Consider the following 19,542-nt stretch of genomic DNA (forward strand, 5'->3'; position numbering starts at 1 on the left):
CGGACCGTCCGCCGAAGCCGCCCCGCCGCCCCCGTCCCCGCGCCGCCCCCCGGTCCGCTTCCCGGACCCGGGGGCGGCGCGGTGCGTCACGGGTGTACTCAGTCCGGTGACAGAGCCGGTGGGCCGCCGCGGATCGCGCGATACTGGGGTGGCCGGGCGCACGGGCCGACGTGACGGACGTCGGACGGGCCCCGGCGGTCGAGCGGTCGGGGGGCCGAGAACAGTGGAGGACACAGTGCGGGTGGTCATCGCCGAGGATTCAGTGCTGCTCAGGGAGGGCCTGACCCGGTTGCTGACCGACCGCGGGCACGACGTGGTCGCCGGAGTGGGCGACGCGGATGCGCTGATCAAGACGATCACCGACCTCGCGGCGCAGGACGCCCTGCCCGACGTGGTCGTGGCCGACGTGCGGATGCCGCCGACGCACACCGACGAAGGGGTGCGGGCCGCGGTGTTCCTGCGCTCCCAGCACCCGGACCTCGGTGTGCTGGTCCTTTCGCAGTACGTCGAGGAGCAGTACGCCACCGAACTGCTCGCCGGGTCGAGCCGGGGCGTGGGCTATCTGCTCAAGGACCGCGTCGCCGAGGTGCGGGAGTTCGTCGACGCGGTGGTGCGGGTGGCCGAGGGCGGCACGGCGCTCGACCCGGAGGTCGTGGCGCAGCTCCTCGGGCGCAGCCGCAAGCAGGACGTCCTCGCGGGGCTCACTCCCCGTGAGCGCGAGGTACTCGGCCTGATGGCCGAGGGGCGGACGAACTCCGCGGTCGCCCGGCAGCTCGTGGTGAGCGACGGGGCCGTGGAGAAGCACGTGAGCAACATCTTCCTGAAGCTCGGGCTGTCCCAGAGTGACGGGGATCACCGTCGCGTGCTCGCCGTTCTCACCTACCTCAACTCCTGACGAGCGGACAATCTGCCGGGTGGCGTCCACCCCAAGGGCGTCACGGATCACCATCGCACGATCACCGAGCGCAACGAACAGCCGTACGAGCCACAGACAGTCCTAGAACCAGAGGATGAGCGGGGAGCGTCATCTATGAAGGGCCGGGGGGCGAGGCAAACCATGGCGGACCAGCGCGAGAAGGCGTCTCAAAAGGACGTCCATCATGCGAGCTACCCGAGGAAGGCCCCCCTGGCAGACGTAGGGTGGGCCCTGGGAACGCCGGGCGTCCCGGCGCTCCCGTTCAGCCGCCTCGAGGGAGGTCCAGTTCAGTGACCAGCCAGGTCAGTAGCCAGGAGCAGGCCGACGCGGCAGTCGTCGGGGGGCAACGCAGGTCGCCCGAGAAAGATGTGCGGCGTCTGGACCGGGTGATCATCCGTTTCGCGGGTGACTCCGGTGACGGCATGCAGCTCACGGGTGACCGGTTCACTTCGGAGACGGCGTCGTTCGGCAACGACCTGTCGACGCTGCCGAACTTCCCGGCCGAGATCAGGGCGCCCGCCGGGACCCTGCCGGGCGTGTCGTCCTTCCAGCTGCACTTCGCCGACCACGACATCCTCACCCCGGGCGACGCGCCGAACGTCCTGGTGGCGATGAACCCGGCCGCGCTGAAGGCGAACATCGCCGACGTGCCGCGCGGCGCGGAGATCATCGTCAACACCGACGAGTTCTCCAAGCGCGCGATGCAGAAGGTCGGCTATGAGACCTCGCCGCTGGAGGACGGCTCCCTGGACGGCTACAGCGTGCACCCGGTGCCGCTGACCACGCTGACGGTGGAGGCGCTGAAGGACTTCGACCTCTCGCGCAAGGACGCGGGCCGGTCCAAGAACATGTTCGCGCTCGGCCTGCTGTCGTGGATGTACCACCGGCCGACGGGGGGCACGGAGCGCTTCCTGCGGACGAAGTTCGCGAAGAAGCCGGAGATCGCGGAGGCGAACATCGCCGCGTTCCGTGCGGGCTGGAACTTCGGCGAGACGACCGAGGACTTCGCGGTCTCCTACGAGGTGGCCCCGGCCGCGGCGGCGTTCCCGACGGGCACGTACCGCAACATCTCGGGGAACCTCGCGCTGTCCTACGGGCTGATCGCGGCGGCCCGGCAGGCGGATCTGCCGCTGTACCTGGGCTCGTACCCGATCACTCCGGCCTCGGACATCCTGCACGAGCTGTCCCGGCACAAGAACTTCGGCGTGCGCACCTTCCAGGCCGAGGACGAGATCGCCGGCATCGGGGCGGCGCTCGGCGCGGCCTTCGGCGGCAGTCTGGCGGTGACGACCACCTCCGGCCCCGGGGTGGCGCTGAAGTCGGAGACCATCGGCCTCGCGGTCTCCCTGGAGCTGCCGCTGCTGGTGGTGGACATCCAGCGCGGCGGGCCCTCCACGGGTCTGCCGACCAAGACCGAGCAGGCCGACCTGCTCCAGGCGATGTACGGGCGCAACGGCGAGGCGCCGGTGCCGATCGTGGCGCCGAGGACCCCGGCGGACTGCTTCGACGCCGCGCTGGAGGCGGCCCGGATCGCGGTCACCTACCGCACCCCGGTCTTCCTGCTCTCCGACGGCTACCTGGCCAACGGCTCCGAGCCCTGGCGCATCCCCGAGGTCGACGAACTTCCGGACCTGCGGGTGCAGTTCGCCTCCGGGTTCAACCACACGACCGAGGACGGCACCGAGGTCTTCTGGCCCTTCAAGCGCGATCCGCAGACCCTGGCCCGCCCGTGGGCGATCCCGGGCACGCCGGGCCTCGAACACCGCATCGGCGGCATCGAGAAGCAGGACGGCACGGGCAACATCTCCTACGACCCGGCCAACCACGACTTCATGGTCCGCACCCGCCAGGCCAAGGTCGACCGCATCGAGGTGCCGGACCTGGAGGTGGACGACGCCCACGGCGACGCCACCACCCTGGTGCTCGGCTGGGGCTCCACCTACGGGCCGATCACGGCGGCGGTACGCCGGCTCCGTGCGGCCGGGCAGCCCATCGCGCAGGCCCATCTGCGCCATCTCAACCCCTTCCCGGCCAACCTGGGCGAGGTCCTCAAGCGCTACGGCAAGGTGGTGGTCCCCGAGATGAACCTGGGGCAGCTCGCCACCCTCATCAGGGCCGAGTACCTGGTGGACGCGGTCTCGTACAACCAGGTCAACGGAATGCCGTTCAAGGCCGAACAGCTCGCCACCGCTCTCAAGGAGGCCATCGATGGCTGACACGAAGACGGCCGAGTCGGAAGGCACCGGGAGCACGATCGAAGCGCTTTCCCTGGTGCCCAAGGCCGAGGCCAAGCAGTCCATGAAGGACTTCAAGTCCGACCAGGAGGTGCGCTGGTGCCCCGGCTGCGGTGACTACGCCGTGCTGGCGGCCGTGCAGGGCTTCATGCCCGAGCTCGGCCTGGCGAAGGAGAACATCGTCTTCGTCTCCGGCATCGGCTGCTCGTCCCGCTTCCCGTACTACATGAACACCTACGGGATGCACTCCATCCACGGCCGCGCCCCCGCCATCGCCACCGGCCTTGCCTCCTCGCGCCGCGATCTGTCGGTGTGGGTGGTCACCGGTGACGGCGACGCGCTGTCCATCGGCGGCAACCACCTCATCCACGCCCTGCGGCGCAACGTCAACCTCAAGATCCTGCTGTTCAACAACCGGATCTACGGCCTGACCAAGGGCCAGTACAGCCCCACCTCCGAGGTCGGCAAGATCACCAAGTCCACGCCGATGGGCTCCCTGGACGCCCCCTTCAACCCGGTCTCCCTGGCCATCGGCGCGGAGGCGTCCTTCGTGGCCCGCACGGTCGACTCCGACCGCAAGCACCTGACGGGCGTGCTGCGTCAGGCCGCCGAACACCCCGGCACCGCCCTGGTGGAGATCTACCAGAACTGCAACATCTTCAACGACGGCGCCTTCGAGGTCCTCAAGGACAAGCAGCAGGCGGAGGAAGCGGTCATCCGCCTGGAGCACGGGCAGCCGATCCGCTTCGGCACCGGCGCGGGCAAGGGCGTGGTGCGCGATCCCGCCACCGGTGACCTGAAGGTCGTCGCCGTCACCCCGGACAACGAGCGCGACGTCCTCGTCCACGACGCGCACTCCACGTCACCGACGACCGCGTTCGCCCTCTCCCGCCTCGCCGATCCCGACACCCTGCACCACACCCCGATCGGCGTCTTCCGGGACATCGAGCGGCCGGTCTACGACACCCTCATGGCCGACCAGCTCGACCACGCCATCGAGCAGAACGGCAAGGGCGACCTCGCCGCGCTCCTCGCCGGCGGCGACACCTGGACCGTCGTCGGCTGATCTGTCGGCCGTCTCTTCGACGAGGCCCGTTCCTGACCCGTCAGGAACGGGCCTCGTCGTATGCCGTGCGCGCCTTCTCCACGTCGGCCATGCGCCGCTCCGTCCAGGTCGCGAGGGCCCTGACCTGCTCGGCGGCCTCGCGGCCGAGATCCGTGAGGGAGTAGTCGACGCGGGGCGGGATGACGGGTTTGGCGTCGCGGTGCACCAGGCCGTCGCGCTCCAGGGTCTGCAGGGTCTGGGTCAGCATCTTCTCGCTGACGCGGCCGATCTCGCGGCGCAGCTCGCTGAACCGGTACGAGCGCTCCTCCAGGGCGATGAGGACGAGCACGCCCCAGCGGCTCGTGACGTGCTCAAGGACGAGGCGGTGCGGGCACATGGCCTCGCCCTCCCGCATCGCCCGCAGTTTCAGGGCCCTCGCGTCCATGCTGCTTACCGTCATACCAGTACCTTACTTCAAAGTGGGTACTTTCTTTCAGTTAGTGCCGTGGCTAGGGTGAGTGTCATACGGAACTTCAACCGCGTATCAGGAGTATTCAGACATGAGCATCGTCGTCACCGGAGCCACCGGACACCTCGGCCGCCTCGTCGTCGAGGGACTGCTCGACGCGGGCATTCCCGCCTCGGAGGTCGCCGCGGTGGTTCGCGACAAGGACAAGGCCGCCGGCCTCGCCGAGCGCGGCGTCGAACTGCGGATCGCCGACTACAACGAGCCCGCGACCCTGCACGGCGCCTTCGCGGCGGGCGACCGCGTCCTGCTGATCTCCGGCAGCGAGGTCGGGCGGCGGGTGCCGCAGCACCGCGCCGTGACCGAGGCCGCACGCGAGGCCGGTGTCGCACTGCTCGCGTACACCGGCATCCTCGGCGGCCCGGACGCCGACTTCGAGCTGGCGGCCGAGCACAAGGAGACCGAGCGGCTGATCCTGGAATCGGGGCTGCCGTACACGTTCCTGCGCAACGGCTGGTACCACGAGAACTACACCGAGAACCTCGCGCCCGTCCTCGCGCACGGCGCCGTCGTCGGCTCCGCGGGCGAGGGCCGCGTCGCCTCCGCCGCGCGCGCCGACTACGCCGCGGCGGCCGTCGCCGTCCTGACCGGCCAGGGCCACGAGGGCAGGGCGTACGAGCTGAGCGGCGACGTCGCGTGGAGCCTGCCGGAGTACGCCGCCGAGGTCGCGCGGCTCTCCGGCAAGGAGATCTCCTACGCGGACGTCTCCCCGGAGGAGCACGTCGCGGTGCTCACCGGGGCGGGCGTGCCGGAGCCTCTGGCGGTGATCCTCGTGGACGTCGACGCGGCCATCGGCCGGGGCCGCCTCGCGGGGACGAGCGGTGACCTGGCCCGTCTGACCGGACGGCCCACGACGCCGCTCGCGGACGCGGTGTCCGCGGCCCTGCGCGGATAGCGGCTGTCATGAGTGTCCCCGCCGAACGGGCATGACAGGCGGGGGCTCTCGGCGCTACCTTCTTACGGGCAGCGCGAGGCTGTCGCGCACCAGAGGAGGGGCCGTGGACAGCGGAGCAGCCGAGGCGTCGAGGGGCGAGCAGCGCATAGGTCTGCTGAACGGTTTCGCGGCCTACGGGATGTGGGGCCTCGTCCCCCTCTTCTGGCCGCTCCTCAAGCCCGCGGGGGCCGGGGAGATCCTGGCGCACCGGATGGCGTGGTCGCTCGTCGTGGTGGGCGTCGCCCTGCTGTTCATACGGCGCTGGGGCTGGGCCCGCGAGCTCGCGCGGCAGCCGCGCAGGATGGGCCTCGTGACGATCGCCGCGGCGGTCATCACCGTCAACTGGGGCGTCTACATCTGGGCGGTGAACTCCGGCCACGTCGTCGAGGCCTCGCTCGGCTACTTCATCAACCCCCTGGTCACCATCGCGATGGGCGTCCTGCTCCTCGGCGAGCGGCTGCGCCCCTTGCAGTGGACGGCGGTCGCCGTCGGCCTCGCCGCGGTCCTCGTCCTCGCCTTCGGGTACGGGCAGCCGCCGTGGATCTCACTCTGCCTCGCCTTCTCCTTCGCCACGTACGGCCTGGTGAAGAAGAAGGTCAACCTCGGGGGACTGGAGTCGCTCACCGCCGAGACCGCCGTGCAGTTCCTGCCCGCGGTCGGTTACCTGGTGTGGCTCGGCGCGCGGGGCGACGCCACGTTCGGCACCGAGGGGCTCGGGCACGGGGCGCTGCTCGCCGCCACCGGTGTGGTGACCGCGGCCCCGCTGATCTGCTTCGGGGCGGCGGCGATCCGGGTCCCGCTCTCCACGCTCGGCCTGCTGCAGTACCTCGCCCCCGTCTTCCAGTTCCTGCTCGGCATCCTCTACTTCCACGAGGCCATGCCGCCCGAGCGCTGGGCGGGCTTCGGGCTCGTCTGGCTGGCGCTCACCCTGCTCACCTGGGACGCGCTGCGGACGGCGCGGCGCAACGCCGTCCGCCTGGCCGCCGCCCGCGAGGCCGCCGCCGCGACCCCCGCCGTACGGGGCGAGCCGGAGCCCGCGGCCTGAGAGCGCGCGCGGGGTAGGTGCGGGCGAATTCGACGACTTCGCGCCACGAATCGTGGCGTACGTACTGCGCTAGCCGCCCGTAACCGCTATAACTGGTTACATGACCACTCTGCACTGGAAGCTCGTCATCGACGCCACCGATCCGCACGCCCAGGCCGCCTTCTGGGGCGAGGTGCTGCACTACGAGGTGGAGGACCACAGCGCCCTGATCGACCGCCTCCTCGGCTTCGGCGCGGTGCCGGAGGCGGCGACCCTCCGGCTGGGCGACCGCCGCGCCTGGCACGACCTCGCCGCGGTGCGGCACCCCGACGACCCGTACGAGGCGGAGAGCGGCACCGGCCTGGGCCGCCGCATCCTCTTCCAGCGCGTCCCCGAGCCGAAGACCGGCAAGAACCGCCTCCATCTCGACGTCCACGCGGAGCAGGGGCGGCGCGACGACGAGGTGGCCCGCGTCGAGGGCCTGGGCGCCACCGTGTCCCGGCACGTCAAGGAGCCGGGCGGCGAGTGGGTGATCATGACGGACCCCGAGGGGAACGAGTTCTGCGTCCACTAGGGCGTGTGGCGAAAGTGGCGTCGTCCGCCCGCCGGACAGGCGGGACTTTCGCCACACGCCCCAGGGGGCCGCCGGACGACGCCCGCACGTGCCGTCCACCGGGGGCGCGGGGCTCGCGGTGGCGCGCCGGGGCGTACAAGCTGGGACACAGACGTCGCCGCCCGTCCCCCAGGAGGCTCCCCCGCATGGCTGTGACCGGCAGAGAGGCCGTCGCGGACGCGGCGAGGCTTCCGCGGGGGCGGCGCGACCGCCTCCTCCTTCTCGCCGCCTGCGGTTTCCCGGTGCTGCTCTCGCTCGCCCTCGTACCGCTCACGCTGCCCCTCGGCTGGGACGAGCTCGTCTACGCCAGCCGGTTCTCCCCCTACGGGCCCGCCACCGACTTCAGCGCTCCCCGTACGCGCGGCGTGCCCCTGCTCATCGCGCCCGTGGCCTCCTGGAGCGACTCCGTCGTGCTGCTCAGGGCTTGGCTGCTCGCCCTGTCGGGCGCCGCCCTCTACGCCGCCTTCCTGCCCTGGCTGCGGGTGCTGCGGCGGGGGTCGGCCGTCGCCGTCGCCGCCGCGCTGTACGGCGGGCTGTGGATCACCTCGTTCTACGCGAGCGGCGCCATGCCCAACCACTACACCGCCATGGGGGGCGTCGGCGCGGTCGGGCTGTTCCTGTGGCAGCGGCAGTCCCCCCTCACCCGCGCCGGGATCGCGGGCTGGCTCGCGCTCGCCACGCTCATGCGGCCCAACGACGGCTTCGCCCTCGGCCTGCCGCTCCTGCTCGCCGCGCTGCTCGTGCCCGCGTGGCGCGGCCCCGGGCGCGTCGTGGCCGTGCTCTGCGGGCTCGCGGCGGGCGCGCTGCCGTGGGCCGTCGAGGCGTACGTGCGCTTCGGCGGGGTCCTCCAGCGGCTCGCCGAGGCCAGCGAGATCCAGGGCGACCTGCGCCCCCTGCCGGCCGTCGCGCACCACCTGACCGTCCTGGACGGCCCCCTGCTCTGCCGCCCGTGCACCGGCGACGACCTCCGGCTCGCGGCGGCGGAGTGGTGGGTCCTGCTGCCGCTCCTGGTGGGGGCAGGGCTATGGAGCCTGCGCGGACGCGAGGCGGACCCCGGTGGACGTGGCGCGCGCCCCAGGGGCCGTGGCGCCGGCCCCGCGGTGCTGTCCGTCGTCACCGCTCTGGCCGTCGCTCTGCCCTATCTGCTGCTCGTCCCCTACGCCGCGCCCCGCTTCCTCCTCCCCGCCCACGCCCTGCTCGCCCCCACCGCCGCCCTCGGCCTGCTCGCCCTGGTCGACGGCGTGCGTGCGGCGCGGCTCCGGCGGGTCCTCGCCCTCGGGCTCGGCATCGCCCTGGCGGGGCACCTCGCCGTGCAGGCCGCCCTGGTGCGCGGCAACGCCAGAATCCAGGCCGGCGCCCGCGGCGACTGGCAGCGCGTCACCGAGGTCCTGCACCGGCACGGCGCCGGCGGCGTGGCCGGGCCCTGCGTCCTGGCCGGCAACACGTCCGTCATCCCGCTCGCCCACACCGCGGGCTGCACGCCCGCCGGCCTCCGCGACCCGCGCCGCCCCACCGCCCTGGTGCTGCGCGGCGCCGCGCCCCCGCCATGGGCCCGCGACTGGCCCCGCCATCCGGTGCCCGCCACGTACGCCCCCGGCTGGGCCGTCCACGTACGCCCCTGAGACCGGCACCCCTGGACGCAGATGCTTGCGCGTGCATATAGTGCACGCGCAAGGAAGTGATGGAGCACAGCCGTATCCCGGGGGGATTCCCATGAGCCGCACGTTCCTCTTCGTCCTCGGCAGCGCCCGCGCCGGGGGCAACACCGAGACCCTGGCCCGCAGGGCCGCCGAACAGCTCCCGGCCGACGTGGAGCAGCGCTGGCTGCACCTGGCCGACCTGCCGCTGCCCGACTTCGAGGACCTGCGGCACGACGACAACCGCCCCCGGGCGCGCCCCAGGCCCACCGGCGACAACGAGGCGCTGCTGCTCGACGCCACCCTCGGCGCCACGGACATCGTCATCGCCTCGCCGCTGTACTGGTACTCCGTGTCCGCCACCACCAAGCGCTACCTCGACTTCTGGGACGCCTGGCTGGAGGTCCCGGAGATCGACTTCAAGGAGACCCTCAAGGGCCGCACCCTGTGGGGCGTGAGCGCGCTCGCGCACCGCGAGGAGGAGGTCGCGGAACCGCTCATCGGCACGCTGCGGAACACCGCCGCGTTCTTCCCGATGCGCTTCGGCGGCGTCCTGCTCGGCAACGGCAGCCGGCCGGGCAACGTCCTCGACGACGAGCGGGCCATGCTCCGCGCGAAGACCTTCTTCGCCCAGGAGCCGCAGGTGGCGCGCTTCCCGTACGACGAGGACTGAGAGCCTGTGTGCCGGCGCACGCGGGCGAAGGGCGTCAGGTCATGATGTCCTTCGCGCCGAACCGCGCCCACGCCGCCGAGCCGAAGACGGCCGCGTACAGCCCCTGCATCTGCAGGTTCTTGATCAGGTCGTCCCAGTAGACCGGCTCGCGCATCAGGTCCGCGAAGGACAGCCAGTAGTGCGAGAAGAAGTACGGGTGCAGGGCGTCCAGCTGCGGGATCTGGTCGAGGATCTGCACCGTGATCAGCAGGCCGACGGTCGTCGCCATCGCCGCGATGCCGCTGCTGGTCAGCGTCGACACGAACAGGCCGAGCGCCGCGACGCCGACCAGTGACGCGGCGACGACGAGCGCGATGAGCAGGGCCCGCAGCAGCCCCTCTCCGAAGCTCATGCGGGTGCCGGAGATCGTGGTGACCTCACCGAGCGGGAAGAGGATCGCCCCCGTCACCAGCGCGGACACGGCGACGACCAACGTCGCGACCAGGCAGAACGTCAGCGTGGTCGCGTACTTGGCGAGCAGCAGCCGCGTGCGGCCCGCGGGCGCGACGAGGAGGTAGCGGAGCGTGCCCGCGTTCGCCTCGCCCGCGACGGCGTCGCCCGCGATCACCCCGATGGCCATGGGCAGGAAGAACGGCAGGGTCGCCGCGAGCGCGGTGAAGACCAGGAACAGGCCGTTGTTGGTGATCTGCGCGATGAAGGCCGGGCCGCCCCCCTCGCCGCCGCCGACCGTCGAGCCGTCGCTCGTCTCGATCCGCACGGCGACCCCGACCAGGATCGGCACGGCGGCCAGCACACCGAGCAGTGCGAGGGTCCGCCAGCGGCGGAAGGTGACCGACAGTTCGCTGCGGAAGAGCCCGAGCGTCCACAGGGCGCGCGGCTCCCGCGCGCCGCCTGCCGTCACCGGCCCCAGCCCCGGTCCCGGCCCGGGTACCGGCCCCGGCTTCCGCCCAGGCGCGTCCACCGGCGCCTCATCCCGCGACATCGAACCCCTCCCCCGTCAGCGCCACGAACGCGTCCTCCAGGGAGGCCCGTTCCAGACCGAAGCCCCGTACGCGCACGCCCGCCGCGACCAGCGCGGCGTTCAGGTCGGCCAGGTCCGTGTCCCGGCCCGCCGTGTCCTTGCCCGGCGGTTCACCGGTCACGCGCTCCTCCGTCACGACGAGATCCGCCACGCCCCGCTCCTTCAGGACCCTGGCCGCCTCGCCCGGATCGGGTGTCGTCACGACCAGCCTGCCACGCGCGCCCGCCGCGAGGTCGGCCACGGGGCCCTGCGTGATCAGGCGGCCCCGCGTCATCACGGCGGCGTGCGTGCAGACCTGCTCGATCTCGTCGAGGAGGTGCGAGGAGAGGAAGACGGTCGTCCCCTCGGCCGCCAGTTCCCGCACCAGCGTGCGGATCTCCCGCATGCCCTGGGGGTCGAGGCCGTTCGTCGGCTCGTCCAGGACGAGGAGCCGCCGGGGCCTGAGCAGCGCAGCCGCGAGGCCGAGCCGCTGCTTCATGCCGAGCGAGTACGCCTTCGCCTTCTTGCCCGCGGCGGCGGTCAGGCCCACGCGGTCGAGGGCGGCGTCGGCGCGCCGTCCGCGGGTGCGGGGGTCGGCGGCCGGGTCGGCGGAGTCGTACCGCAGGAGGTTGTCGCGGCCCGACAGGAACCCGTACAGGGCGGGGCCCTCGATCAGCGCTCCGACCTGCGGAAGCACGGTCCGCGTGGCGCGCGGCATGGGGTGGCCGAGGACCCGGGCGGTGCCGGAGGTCGGCTTGATCAGGCTCATGAGCATGCGGATGGTGGTGGTCTTGCCCGAGCCGTTCGGGCCGAGGAAGCCGAAGACGCTGCCCTCGGGCACGCCGAGGTCGAGCCGGTCGACCGCCAGGTGCTTGCCGTAGCGCTTGGTGAGGGCGTGCGTCTCGATCACGAGGCCGCCGGAGCCCGCGGAGGCGCCGCCGCCGCGGTCCTCTTCCGCACCCCGCGGCGTCGCGGGTCCCCCGTTGGTGCCTGGCACCGCTTCCTCCTGTCACCCGGTCCGCCGGGCCGTCCCGTTCTGCCGGACCGCCCCGTCCCGTTCTGCCGGACCGCCCCGTTCCGTTCCGCCGGGCCGGGCGCCGGGCCGGGGACGCCGTGAGGACACGGGGCGCCCCGGCCCGCCGCTCGGGCCCCGTGCCTAGCGGTTCGCCGCCTTGACCAGCGCGTCCTTCGTGACCGCACCCACGTAGACCGTGCCGTCGTCGGTGACGAGGGCGTTGATCAGGCGGGTCGAGAAGACCGTGCCGGAGCCGAACTTGCCGTCGACCCGGTCGCCGAGGGAGTCGAGCAGCTTCTGCGCGTCCGGCGGGACGTCGCCCGATCCGGCCGTCGGCAGGCCCTGGCCGCCCGGCAGCTTCAGCTCGGCGATGGAGCTCCAGCCCTCGCCGATGACCTTGAGGTCGTTGAGGTCCTGCTCCTCGAACTCCTTGCCGCCCTTGGCCTTGTCCTCGGCGTCCTCGGCGGCGCGGCCCTCCGCCTCGTCGTCGGCCTCGGTGACCTTCGCGCCCTTGGGCGGCGCGAAGTCGAACGTGGACGCGGACGGCTTGTCGAAGTCGACCTTGGTGAAGCCCACGTCGACGACGGCGGCACCGCCGGAGGCCGGGGTCAGGGTGAACTTGAGCGGCGTCCCCGTCTCGGCGTCCACCGCGACCGTGATCTGACCGACCGTCGACCCCGACTGCTTCGGCTTGATCACCAGGCGGTACGCGTCGCGGCCCGCGACCTGCGCGGTGCCGTCGGCCTCGACCGACGTGGTCTCGTCGACGGCCTTCAGGGCCTGGTCGGCGAAGTCCTGAGGGGTGGAGGGAAGGTCCTCCGGGACCTTGCTGTCCCGCTTCCCCCCGCCCTTGTGCGCCCCGCCGTCCGGGGCCTTCGCGTGGTACGCCTCGTTCGACGCGCTGTCGTACGCCCACAACTCGTCGCCGTTGTGGATCAGGCTGTACTCGGCGGCGTCGTCGAGGACGGACACCTTCTGCTTGTCGGGGCCGTCGACCGCCACGCGCAGCGTGTGCGTGCCGGACGCCAGCTCCATCAGCTTCGCCTTCGGGTCCGCGGCCGAACCCTCGCCGTCCTCGCCCCGGTCGGCGCTCCCGCCGCCGGCGAGGCCGCCCGCCATGCCGTCCATCGACGGCAGGCCCAGGTCCGTGCTGATCTTCACGTTCCCGGAGAGCTGCTGCGTCTTCGAGGACGCCACCTTCTCGATCAGTTCCTGGGCGGTGATGTCGGGCAGATCCGGGTCGCCCGAGGTGGCGAGCGCCGGGACGAGCCCGATGGTCGCCGCCGCCACCCCCGCCACCGCTACCGGGACCACGTACCGGGCCGCCTTGCGGCGGCCGGCGCGCGGTTCGCCGGTGTCACTGGTGTCCTGTGCCGGTTCGTACGGTGCCATTGTGTGCCCTACCTCCGTGGTCGGCGGCGGCCTTCCCCTGCACGTGCCTTCGTCCACCCCGCGCCGCCATTCTCACCCGACTTGGTCAGGAGTGGTGGTCCTTGTCGTTGTCCATCCGACCAAATCGGCCGAACGGAAGCGTCAGACCCCGGGCGCAACTCCACGTACTGCTCTGGGATGACAAAGAGCGCCGACGCCTCCCCCGTCCCGTAGGGGGTGACGCCGCCGCTCTCCGGCCGCTCTCGGGGCGGGGCTCAGCCCGCCCGGTGCACCACCAGGTCGCAGAGCTCCACCAGGGAGGTCTTCGCGTCACAGGCGGGGAGCGGTGCCAGCGCGGCCCGTGCCTCCTCCGCGTACCGGACGGTGTCCCTGCGGGCCTGTTCGAGCGCGGGGTGCGCGCGCAGCCTGGTGAGCGCCTCGGCGTGACGGGCGTCGTCGGTGAGGTCGGAGTCGAGCAGCTCGCTCAGCGCGACGTCCTCGGGCAGGCCGAGGCGCTCGACGCGCTCGCGCAGCCGCAGGACCGGCAGCGTCGGGATGCCCTCGCGCAGGTCCGTGCCCGGCGTCTTGCCGGACTCGTGGGAGTCGGACGCGATGTCGAGCACGTCGTCGGCGAGCTGGAAGGCCACACCGAGCCGCTCGCCGTACTGCGTCAGGACGTCCACGACGGTCTCGTCGGCGCCGGACATCATCGCGCCGAACCGGCAGGCGACGGCGACCAGCGAGCCGGTCTTGCCGCCGAGCACGTCGAGGTAGTGGTCGACGGGGTCGCGGCCCTCGGCAGGGCCCGCCGTCTCCAGGATCTGGCCGGTGACGAGCCGCTCGAACGCCTCGGCCTGGATGCGGACGGCGTCCGGGCCGAGGTCGGCCAGGATGTACGAGGCGCGGGCGAAGAGGAAGTCGCCGGTCAGGACGGCCACGGAGTTGTTCCAGCGCTGGTTGGCGCTGTCGACGCCGCGGCGCACGTCCGCCTCGTCCATCACGTCGTCGTGGTAGAGCGTCGCGAGGTGCGTCAGCTCCACGACCACGGCGGACGGCACCACGCCCGGCGCGTAGGGGTCGCCGAACTGCGAGGCGAGCATCACGAGCAGTGGCCGAAAACGTTTGCCCCCGGCGCGCACGAGATGCTGGGCCGCCTCAGTGATGAAGGGGACCTCGCTCTTGGTGGCCTCAAGGAGGCCCTCCTCGACAGCCGCCAACCCTGCCTGGACATCGGCTTCGAGAGCCTGGTCCCGCACGCTCAGCCCGAAAGGCCCGACGACGGTCACGAGAGGTTCTCCTGTCTGCTGACGATCACATGGCGAACTCGGTCGATCATTAAATCTCGGTCGATGACACGGTTTGTCGATGTGTCGCTGCCATCACTCAAGTCAGCGTATCCGGTCGCGTTTCGATCACGGCGAGCACCTGCCCGCTCGTCGTCCGTGACCACCCTGCTCAGGGCCGCGCGCACGGTCTCTCCTCCTTCCGGTCAACCGGGCCGGGCGGCCCCCGATCAGCACCGGTATGTTGCTGATCAGCCCAAACGACCGACAGGACCAACCCGCACCAGTAGGTGTGCAACGATCGGGAGCATCCGCTTTGTCCCGTACCACGGCCGAGCACGGCCCGCCCGCAGAGCCGTCGGCGGAGCCGCCGCCGGGTGACGACCGCGCCTTCCTCGGACAGCCGCGCGGCCTGCTCACCCTCTCCGGCCTTGAGGTCTGGGAGCGCTTCTCGTTCCTCGGCATGCAGGCCATCCTGGTGCTCTACTTCGCCGACTCGGTCGCGCACGACGGCATGGGCATGGACCCGGCCACCGCCGCGTCGGTCTCCGCGGCGTACGGCACGCTCGTCTATCTCGTCTCCGTGGCGGGCGGCTGGCTCGCCGACCGCATCCTCGGCTCCTACCGCGCGGTGCTGTGGGGCGGCGTCCTCATCGCCTGCGGCCACTACGCGATGGCCGTGCCGACCGCGGGCACGACCTGGGCGGGCCTCGGCTTGATCAGCGCGGGCACCGGCCTGCTGAAGCCGAACGTGGCCTCGATGGTCGGCAAGCTCTACCGCACCGAGGACGAGCGGCGTGACGCCGGCTTCGCGCTCTACTACATGGCGATCAACGTGGGCGCCTTCGCGGGCCCGCTGATCACCGGCTGGCTCGGCGACCACGAGGGCTGGCACTGGGGCTTCTCCGCGGCGGCGGTCGGCATGACGCTCGGCCTGCTCCAGTACGTGCTCGGCCGCCGCCACCTCGCCGGGCGCGAGGCCGCCGCGGAGTACGCCCTCGAACCGGCCGCGATGCGGCGCGCCGTCCGGCTGATCGCCGCCGGCCTCGTCGCCGCCGCGGGCCTCGCCGGGCTCCTCGCCGCCGCCGGGTGGCTGACCATGGACCGCTTCGTCGACCTCCTCACCCTCATATCGGTGATCGCGCCGGTCGTGTACTTCGCGGTCATGTTCCGCAGCCCGCGCGTCACCGCCGACGAGCGGCGCCGCCTGCGCCCCTACGCCGTGCTCTTCCTCGCGTCGGTCGTCTTCAACTTCATCCTCTTCCAGGCGTACTCGACGATGATGCTGCTCGCCTCGGAGAACGCGCGGACCGAGATCCTCGGCCACCACTTCCCCGCGAGCTGGTACGCCTCCGCGCTCGGCGCCTTCGAGGTGGCGCTCGCCCCGGTGGTCGCCGCCGTCTGGGCCCGGATGGGCACGCGCCAGCCGCACGCCTCCCACAAGATCGCCCTCGGAGTGGTCCTCGGCGGCCTCTCGTTCCTGCTGATGGTCCTGCCGACCGCGGGGCACGACGGCGACGCGTACGAGATGGCCGCCTGGTGGATCGTCGGCTCGTACCTGCTGCTCGGGCTCGGTGACGTGCTCCTGGAGACGTCGGGCATGTCCGCGACCACGAAGCTCGCCCCGAGGGCCTTCGCCGGCCAGACGATGGCCCTGTGGTTCCTCTCCCTCGCCCTCGCCAACGGCATCCAGGCGCAGGTCGTGAAGGTGTACGGAGAGGTCTCCCACCCCGCCTACTTCGGCGTCAACGGCGGCATCGCCGTCGTCGCGGGCATCGCCGTGATCGCGCTCGGCCCGTGGCTGCGCCGCACGATGCGCCCCGTCCACTGAGGCCGCGACGGCCATCGCCCCGTCCCCCGAGGACACCCCCCGCATCACTCCGTCCCCCCAGGACACTCCCCCCACCCCGTTCACGAGGTTCCTCCCATGACGCACCTGAACATCCGCTCCGCGTTCCCCTACGAGACGACGCACGAGGACATCCGCGTACCCCTGGCCGACGGGACCACGCTCTACGCGCGCGTGTGGCGCCCGGTCACCGACGAGCCCGTCCCCGTGCTCCTCGAATACCTCCCCTACCGGCTCACCGACTGGACGGCGCCCCGCGACTGGCAGCGCCACCCCTGGTACGCGGGCCACGGCTACGCATCCGTGCGCGTCGACGTCCGCGGCCACGGCAACAGCGAGGGCCTGCCCACCGACGAGTACTCCGCGCAGGAACTGGCCGACGGCGTCGAGGTGGTGAACTGGCTCGCCGCGCAGGAGTGGTCGACGGGCAAGGTCGGCATGTTCGGCATCTCCTGGGGTGGCTTCAACTCCCTCCAGATCGCGGCGCTCGCCCCCGAGCCGCTCAAGGCGATCGTCACGGTCTGCTCCGCGGACGACCGCTATGACAACGACGTGCACTACATGGGAGGTTCCGTCCTCGCGGTGGACATGCACGCGTGGGCGGCGACGATGCTCGCCTTCGTCTCGCGCCCGCCGGACCCCCGCTACGTGGGCGACGCCTGGCGCGACATGTGGCTGACGCGGCTCGAAGCCGTGGACCCCTTCATCCACACCTGGCTGGACCACCAGACCCGCGACGACTACTGGCGCCACGGCAGCGTCTGCGAGGACTACTCCGCCATCGGCGCCGCGGTCCTCGCGGTCGGCGGCTGGCACGACCCCTACCGGGACACCGTCCTGCGCCTCGTCGAACACCTCCCCGACGACCAGGTGCGCGGGCTCATCGGCCCATGGTCGCACCAGTACCCGGACCGCGGCCTGCCGCCCGGCCCGGCGATCGGCTTCCTCCAGGAGACCCTGCGCTGGTGGGACCACCACCTCAAGGGCCAGGACACCGGCGTCATGGCCGAGCCGAAGCTCCGCTCGTGGATCAGCGCGTCGCATCCGCCCGCGACGGTCTATCCGGAACTGGCCGGCGGCTGGGCCGGCGACCCCGCCTGGCCCTCGCCGAACGTCACCCCCACCGCGTACGCGCTCCAGGGCGCCCCGCAGATCGTCGCCTCGCCCCAGCGGACGGGCCTGGACGCGGGCCGCTTCTTCCCCTTCGGCAACGACGCCGACCTGCCGCCCGACCAGCGGGACGAGGACGCGAAGTCGGCGTGCTTCGAGTTCGAGGTCCCCGCCGAGGTACGGGTACTCGGGCGGCCCAAGGTGACGCTGCGGCTGCGGATGGACGTGCCCACGGGGCAGGCCGTGGCCCGCCTCTGCGACGTCGCGCCCGACGGCTCGTCCACGCTGGTCACCCGGGGTGTGCTGAACCTCTCCGCCCGCCACGGCAGGGACCGCGCGGAGCCCTGGCGGCCCGGCGCCACGGAAGACGTGACGTTCGAGCTCAACGGCATCGGCCACACCTTCCCGCCCGGCCACCGCATCCGCCTCGCGGTCTCCTCCGCGTACTGGCCCTGGATCTGGCCGCAGCCCGACTCGGCGGCGGGCTTCACGCTCGACCCGGCGGGCAGCGCCCTCGAACTCCCGGTGCGGGGCGGCGGTCTGGACCCGTCGATCACTTTCGAGGCCCCGGAACAGTCGGAGCCGCTCGGCGTCGTCTCGCCCGCCACGCTCGACGAGGAGCGCCCCGAACGCCTGGTCGTACGCGATGTCGCCAAGGGCGAATGGCACCTCTCCGTCGACCCGCGCTACGGCGGCACCCGCGTGTACCCCGACGGCCTCGAATTCACCGAGGAGGCGCTGGAGTCGTACACGATCAACGAGTCCGACCCCCTCAGCGCCCGCACCCGCTCGGACTGGACGATCCGCCTCCACCGCCCCGAGCTGTCCTGGGACACGACGGTCGAGACGCACTCGGAGATCAGGTGCGACGCGACCGACTTCCACACGTGGAACGAGGTGATCTGCCGCGAGGGCTCGGAGGTCCTCTTCCACCGGACGTGGGAGCGGCGGATCGGACGTACGGCGGGATAGCGGTCGCGGGGAGGGCCCCGGGGGGCCGGCGCCTTGGGGGGGGCCGGGGCGCCGGGGGGGCCGGGGGGCCGGGGCCGGGGGTCTCAGCAGCCGTCGGCCAGCAGCCGTTCGAGGACCACCGCGATCCCGTCCTCCTCGTTGGAGAGGGCCAACTCGTCGGCCACGGCCTTGAGTTCCGCGTGGGCGTTGGCCATGGCCACGCCGTGCGCCGCCCACAGGAACATGGGGACGTCGTTGGGCATGTCACCGAAGGCGATCGTGTCGGCGGCCGTGAGGCCGAGCCGCTCGGCGGCCAGCGCCAGGCCGGTCGCCTTGGTCACCCCGCGCGGCTGGAGCTCCACCGTGCCGGGCCCGGACATCGTCACCGTCGCGAGGGACTCCACCGCGTCCCGCGCCACCGCCGCCAACTCGTCGTCGGCCAGCCGCGGATGACGCAGCAGCACCTTGCTGATGGGTGCCTCCCAGAGCACGTCGCGGGAGGGCACACGAACGGCCGGCAGGGTGGGGTGCGGCATCTCGTACCCCGGCTCGATGAGCGTGAGACCGTCCACGCCGTCCTGGTCCACGGCCGCGGCGACCTGCCCGACCTCCGCCTCGATCTTGCCGAGCGCGACCTCCGCGAGCCCGCGGTCGAGCGTCACCGACCACTCCATGCGGTGCGCCCCGGCGTCGTAGAGCTGCGCCCCCTGCCCGCAGACGGCGAGCCCGTCGTACCCGAGGTCGTCGAAGAGGGGCCGCACTCTGGGCGCCGGCCGCCCCGTCACGACGAGGTGCCGCGCACCCGCCCCGCCCACGGCGGCCAACGCCCGCCGCGACCGTTCCGAGACCGTGTCGTCGCCGCGCAGCAGCGTCCCGTCCAGGTCAGTGGCGATGAGTGCATATGCGAGGGCAGCGGCCATGATCCAGAGAATACGGATCCTGAGCCCCACCGGAAGCGGCTTGACAAGGCCGGTACCGAGCGGGTGCGGCGGGACCGCGAGCATTTCATCAGAACGTGGAAGATCGTGCTCCGTGCACCGGCCGCTCAGCACGGCTCGTCCTTCGCCGTCCGGCCCCCGAGTCCGTCCGCACACGCCCGGTTCTCCTCCATGACGACGCCGGGCTGCGCGGCTGCGCCACCCGACGGGACGTCATGCCCGGAATCCCACGGTCCGACGAGGTCGATCCGGGCATTGCGAACTCTTTGGACACTGCCGCAACCGGGGGCCTCACACGTAACGTGTGGTCCACCCCTTAACGAAAGTGAGGCAGGTACGCATGTCCGAGCAGACCCCGCTCGATCCGGCCGCCGGCAACTCCTCCGGCCTCTCCCGAGGCGACGTCGCCGGCCGCCCGGAGGG

General features: G+C 72.2%; 16 protein-coding genes. 10 read left to right on the top strand and 6 right to left on the bottom strand.

The genetic code is table 11. The annotated features are described in order from the left end of the window. Positions 1 to 235: 235 nt before the first annotated feature. From AB0I16_RS05735 to AB0I16_RS05745, 3 genes are all read left to right on the top strand, one after another. Positions 236 to 895: a response regulator transcription factor gene (locus AB0I16_RS05735; protein WP_363248123.1), complete on the top strand. Its 660-nt coding sequence runs from the start codon at positions 236 to 238 to the stop codon at positions 893 to 895. A 311-nt stretch (positions 896 to 1,206) separates the two neighbouring features. Next, on the top strand, positions 1,207 to 3,132 hold the full coding sequence (locus AB0I16_RS05740; RefSeq protein WP_363248031.1) for a 2-oxoacid:acceptor oxidoreductase subunit alpha: 1,926 nt from the start codon (positions 1,207 to 1,209) through the stop codon (positions 3,130 to 3,132). Beyond that, positions 3,125 to 4,216: a 2-oxoacid:ferredoxin oxidoreductase subunit beta gene (locus tag AB0I16_RS05745; RefSeq protein ID WP_363248032.1), complete on the top strand. Its 1,092-nt coding sequence runs from the start codon at positions 3,125 to 3,127 to the stop codon at positions 4,214 to 4,216. The genes AB0I16_RS05740 and AB0I16_RS05745 overlap by 8 nt, the downstream gene beginning before the upstream one ends. 40 nt (positions 4,217 to 4,256) lie before the next feature. On the opposite strand, the gene AB0I16_RS05750 is transcribed toward AB0I16_RS05745, so the two are convergent. Further along, positions 4,257 to 4,655: a helix-turn-helix domain-containing protein gene (locus AB0I16_RS05750; protein WP_363248033.1), complete on the bottom strand. Its 399-nt coding sequence runs from the start codon at positions 4,653 to 4,655 to the stop codon at positions 4,257 to 4,259. 100 nt (positions 4,656 to 4,755) lie between these two features. Between AB0I16_RS05750 and AB0I16_RS05755 the strand changes: the two genes are divergently transcribed. From AB0I16_RS05755 to AB0I16_RS05775, 5 genes are all read left to right on the top strand, one after another. Beyond that, positions 4,756 to 5,616, top strand: a complete 861-nt coding sequence (locus AB0I16_RS05755) for an SDR family oxidoreductase (protein ID WP_363248034.1) — start codon at positions 4,756 to 4,758, stop codon at positions 5,614 to 5,616. A 103-nt stretch (positions 5,617 to 5,719) separates the two neighbouring features. After that, entirely contained in the window at positions 5,720 to 6,700 is a 981-nt protein-coding gene (gene rarD, locus AB0I16_RS05760; protein ID WP_363248035.1) for an EamA family transporter RarD, read from the top strand. A gap of 100 nt (positions 6,701 to 6,800) precedes the next feature. Further along, on the top strand, positions 6,801 to 7,253 hold the full coding sequence (locus AB0I16_RS05765) for a VOC family protein (protein WP_363248036.1): 453 nt from the start codon (positions 6,801 to 6,803) through the stop codon (positions 7,251 to 7,253). Positions 7,254 to 7,438: 185 nt separating this feature from the next. Beyond that, entirely contained in the window at positions 7,439 to 8,914 is a 1,476-nt protein-coding gene (locus AB0I16_RS05770; RefSeq protein WP_363248037.1) for a hypothetical protein, read from the top strand. A gap of 91 nt (positions 8,915 to 9,005) precedes the next feature. Beyond that, positions 9,006 to 9,602 carry an NAD(P)H-dependent oxidoreductase gene (locus AB0I16_RS05775; protein WP_363248038.1) on the top strand — a complete coding sequence of 199 codons (597 nt, stop codon included), beginning with the start codon at positions 9,006 to 9,008 and terminating at the stop codon, positions 9,600 to 9,602. A 34-nt stretch (positions 9,603 to 9,636) separates the two neighbouring features. Here the strand turns inward: AB0I16_RS05775 and AB0I16_RS05780 are convergent, their stop codons facing one another. The 4 genes from AB0I16_RS05780 to AB0I16_RS05795 form a co-directional block, all read right to left on the bottom strand. Continuing rightward, positions 9,637 to 10,584 (bottom strand): ABC transporter permease, encoded by a 948-nt coding sequence (locus AB0I16_RS05780; protein WP_363248039.1) that lies wholly within the window; start codon positions 10,582 to 10,584, stop codon positions 9,637 to 9,639. Then, a complete protein-coding gene (locus AB0I16_RS05785; protein ID WP_363248124.1) occupies positions 10,571 to 11,512 on the bottom strand; it encodes an ABC transporter ATP-binding protein in 942 nt (313 codons plus the stop codon). The genes AB0I16_RS05780 and AB0I16_RS05785 overlap by 14 nt, the downstream gene beginning before the upstream one ends. 246 nt (positions 11,513 to 11,758) lie before the next feature. Continuing rightward, positions 11,759 to 13,009 carry a DUF2092 domain-containing protein gene (locus tag AB0I16_RS05790; RefSeq protein WP_363248040.1) on the bottom strand — a complete coding sequence of 417 codons (1,251 nt, stop codon included), beginning with the start codon at positions 13,007 to 13,009 and terminating at the stop codon, positions 11,759 to 11,761. Between the two features lie 254 nt (positions 13,010 to 13,263). After that, positions 13,264 to 14,274: a polyprenyl synthetase family protein gene (locus tag AB0I16_RS05795; protein ID WP_062780265.1), complete on the bottom strand. Its 1,011-nt coding sequence runs from the start codon at positions 14,272 to 14,274 to the stop codon at positions 13,264 to 13,266. Positions 14,275 to 14,587: 313 nt separating this feature from the next. On the opposite strand from AB0I16_RS05795, the gene AB0I16_RS05800 reads away from it, so the two are divergent. Continuing rightward, the gene (locus AB0I16_RS05800) at positions 14,588 to 16,102 is read left to right on the top strand and encodes a peptide MFS transporter (RefSeq protein WP_363248041.1); all 1,515 of its coding nucleotides are present in this window, start codon (positions 14,588 to 14,590) and stop codon (positions 16,100 to 16,102) included. Positions 16,103 to 16,207: 105 nt separating this feature from the next. Further along, a complete protein-coding gene (locus AB0I16_RS05805; RefSeq protein WP_363248125.1) occupies positions 16,208 to 18,202 on the top strand; it encodes a CocE/NonD family hydrolase in 1,995 nt (664 codons plus the stop codon). An 83-nt stretch (positions 18,203 to 18,285) separates the two neighbouring features. Here AB0I16_RS05805 and AB0I16_RS05810 read toward each other — a convergent pair whose 3' ends face one another. Continuing rightward, positions 18,286 to 19,101, bottom strand: coding sequence for an HAD family hydrolase (locus AB0I16_RS05810; protein WP_363248042.1), 816 nt, complete (start codon positions 19,099 to 19,101; stop codon positions 18,286 to 18,288). Positions 19,102 to 19,542: the final 441 nt, after the last annotated feature.

The sequence above is a fragment of the Streptomyces sp. NPDC050703 genome, from assembly GCF_040654435.1.
Lineage (GTDB): Bacteria > Actinomycetota > Actinomycetes > Streptomycetales > Streptomycetaceae > Streptomyces.

Bases quoted from the DNA above. Each gene is read 5' to 3' on its own strand.
- AB0I16_RS05745 (WP_363248032.1), top strand. From the start codon at position 3,125: ATGGCTGACACGAAGACGGCCGAGTCGGAAGGCACCGGGAGCACGATC.
- AB0I16_RS05750 (WP_363248033.1), bottom strand. From the start codon at position 4,655: ATGACGGTAAGCAGCATGGACGCGAGGGCCCTGAAACTGCGGGCGATG.
- AB0I16_RS05755 (WP_363248034.1), top strand. From the start codon at position 4,756: ATGAGCATCGTCGTCACCGGAGCCACCGGACACCTCGGCCGCCTCGTC.
- AB0I16_RS05765 (WP_363248036.1), top strand. From the start codon at position 6,801: ATGACCACTCTGCACTGGAAGCTCGTCATCGACGCCACCGATCCGCAC.
- AB0I16_RS05770 (WP_363248037.1), top strand. From the start codon at position 7,439: ATGGCTGTGACCGGCAGAGAGGCCGTCGCGGACGCGGCGAGGCTTCCG.
- AB0I16_RS05775 (WP_363248038.1), top strand. From the start codon at position 9,006: ATGAGCCGCACGTTCCTCTTCGTCCTCGGCAGCGCCCGCGCCGGGGGC.
- AB0I16_RS05780 (WP_363248039.1), bottom strand. From the start codon at position 10,584: ATGTCGCGGGATGAGGCGCCGGTGGACGCGCCTGGGCGGAAGCCGGGG.
- AB0I16_RS05790 (WP_363248040.1), bottom strand. From the start codon at position 13,009: ATGGCACCGTACGAACCGGCACAGGACACCAGTGACACCGGCGAACCG.
- AB0I16_RS05810 (WP_363248042.1), bottom strand. From the start codon at position 19,101: ATGGCCGCTGCCCTCGCATATGCACTCATCGCCACTGACCTGGACGGG.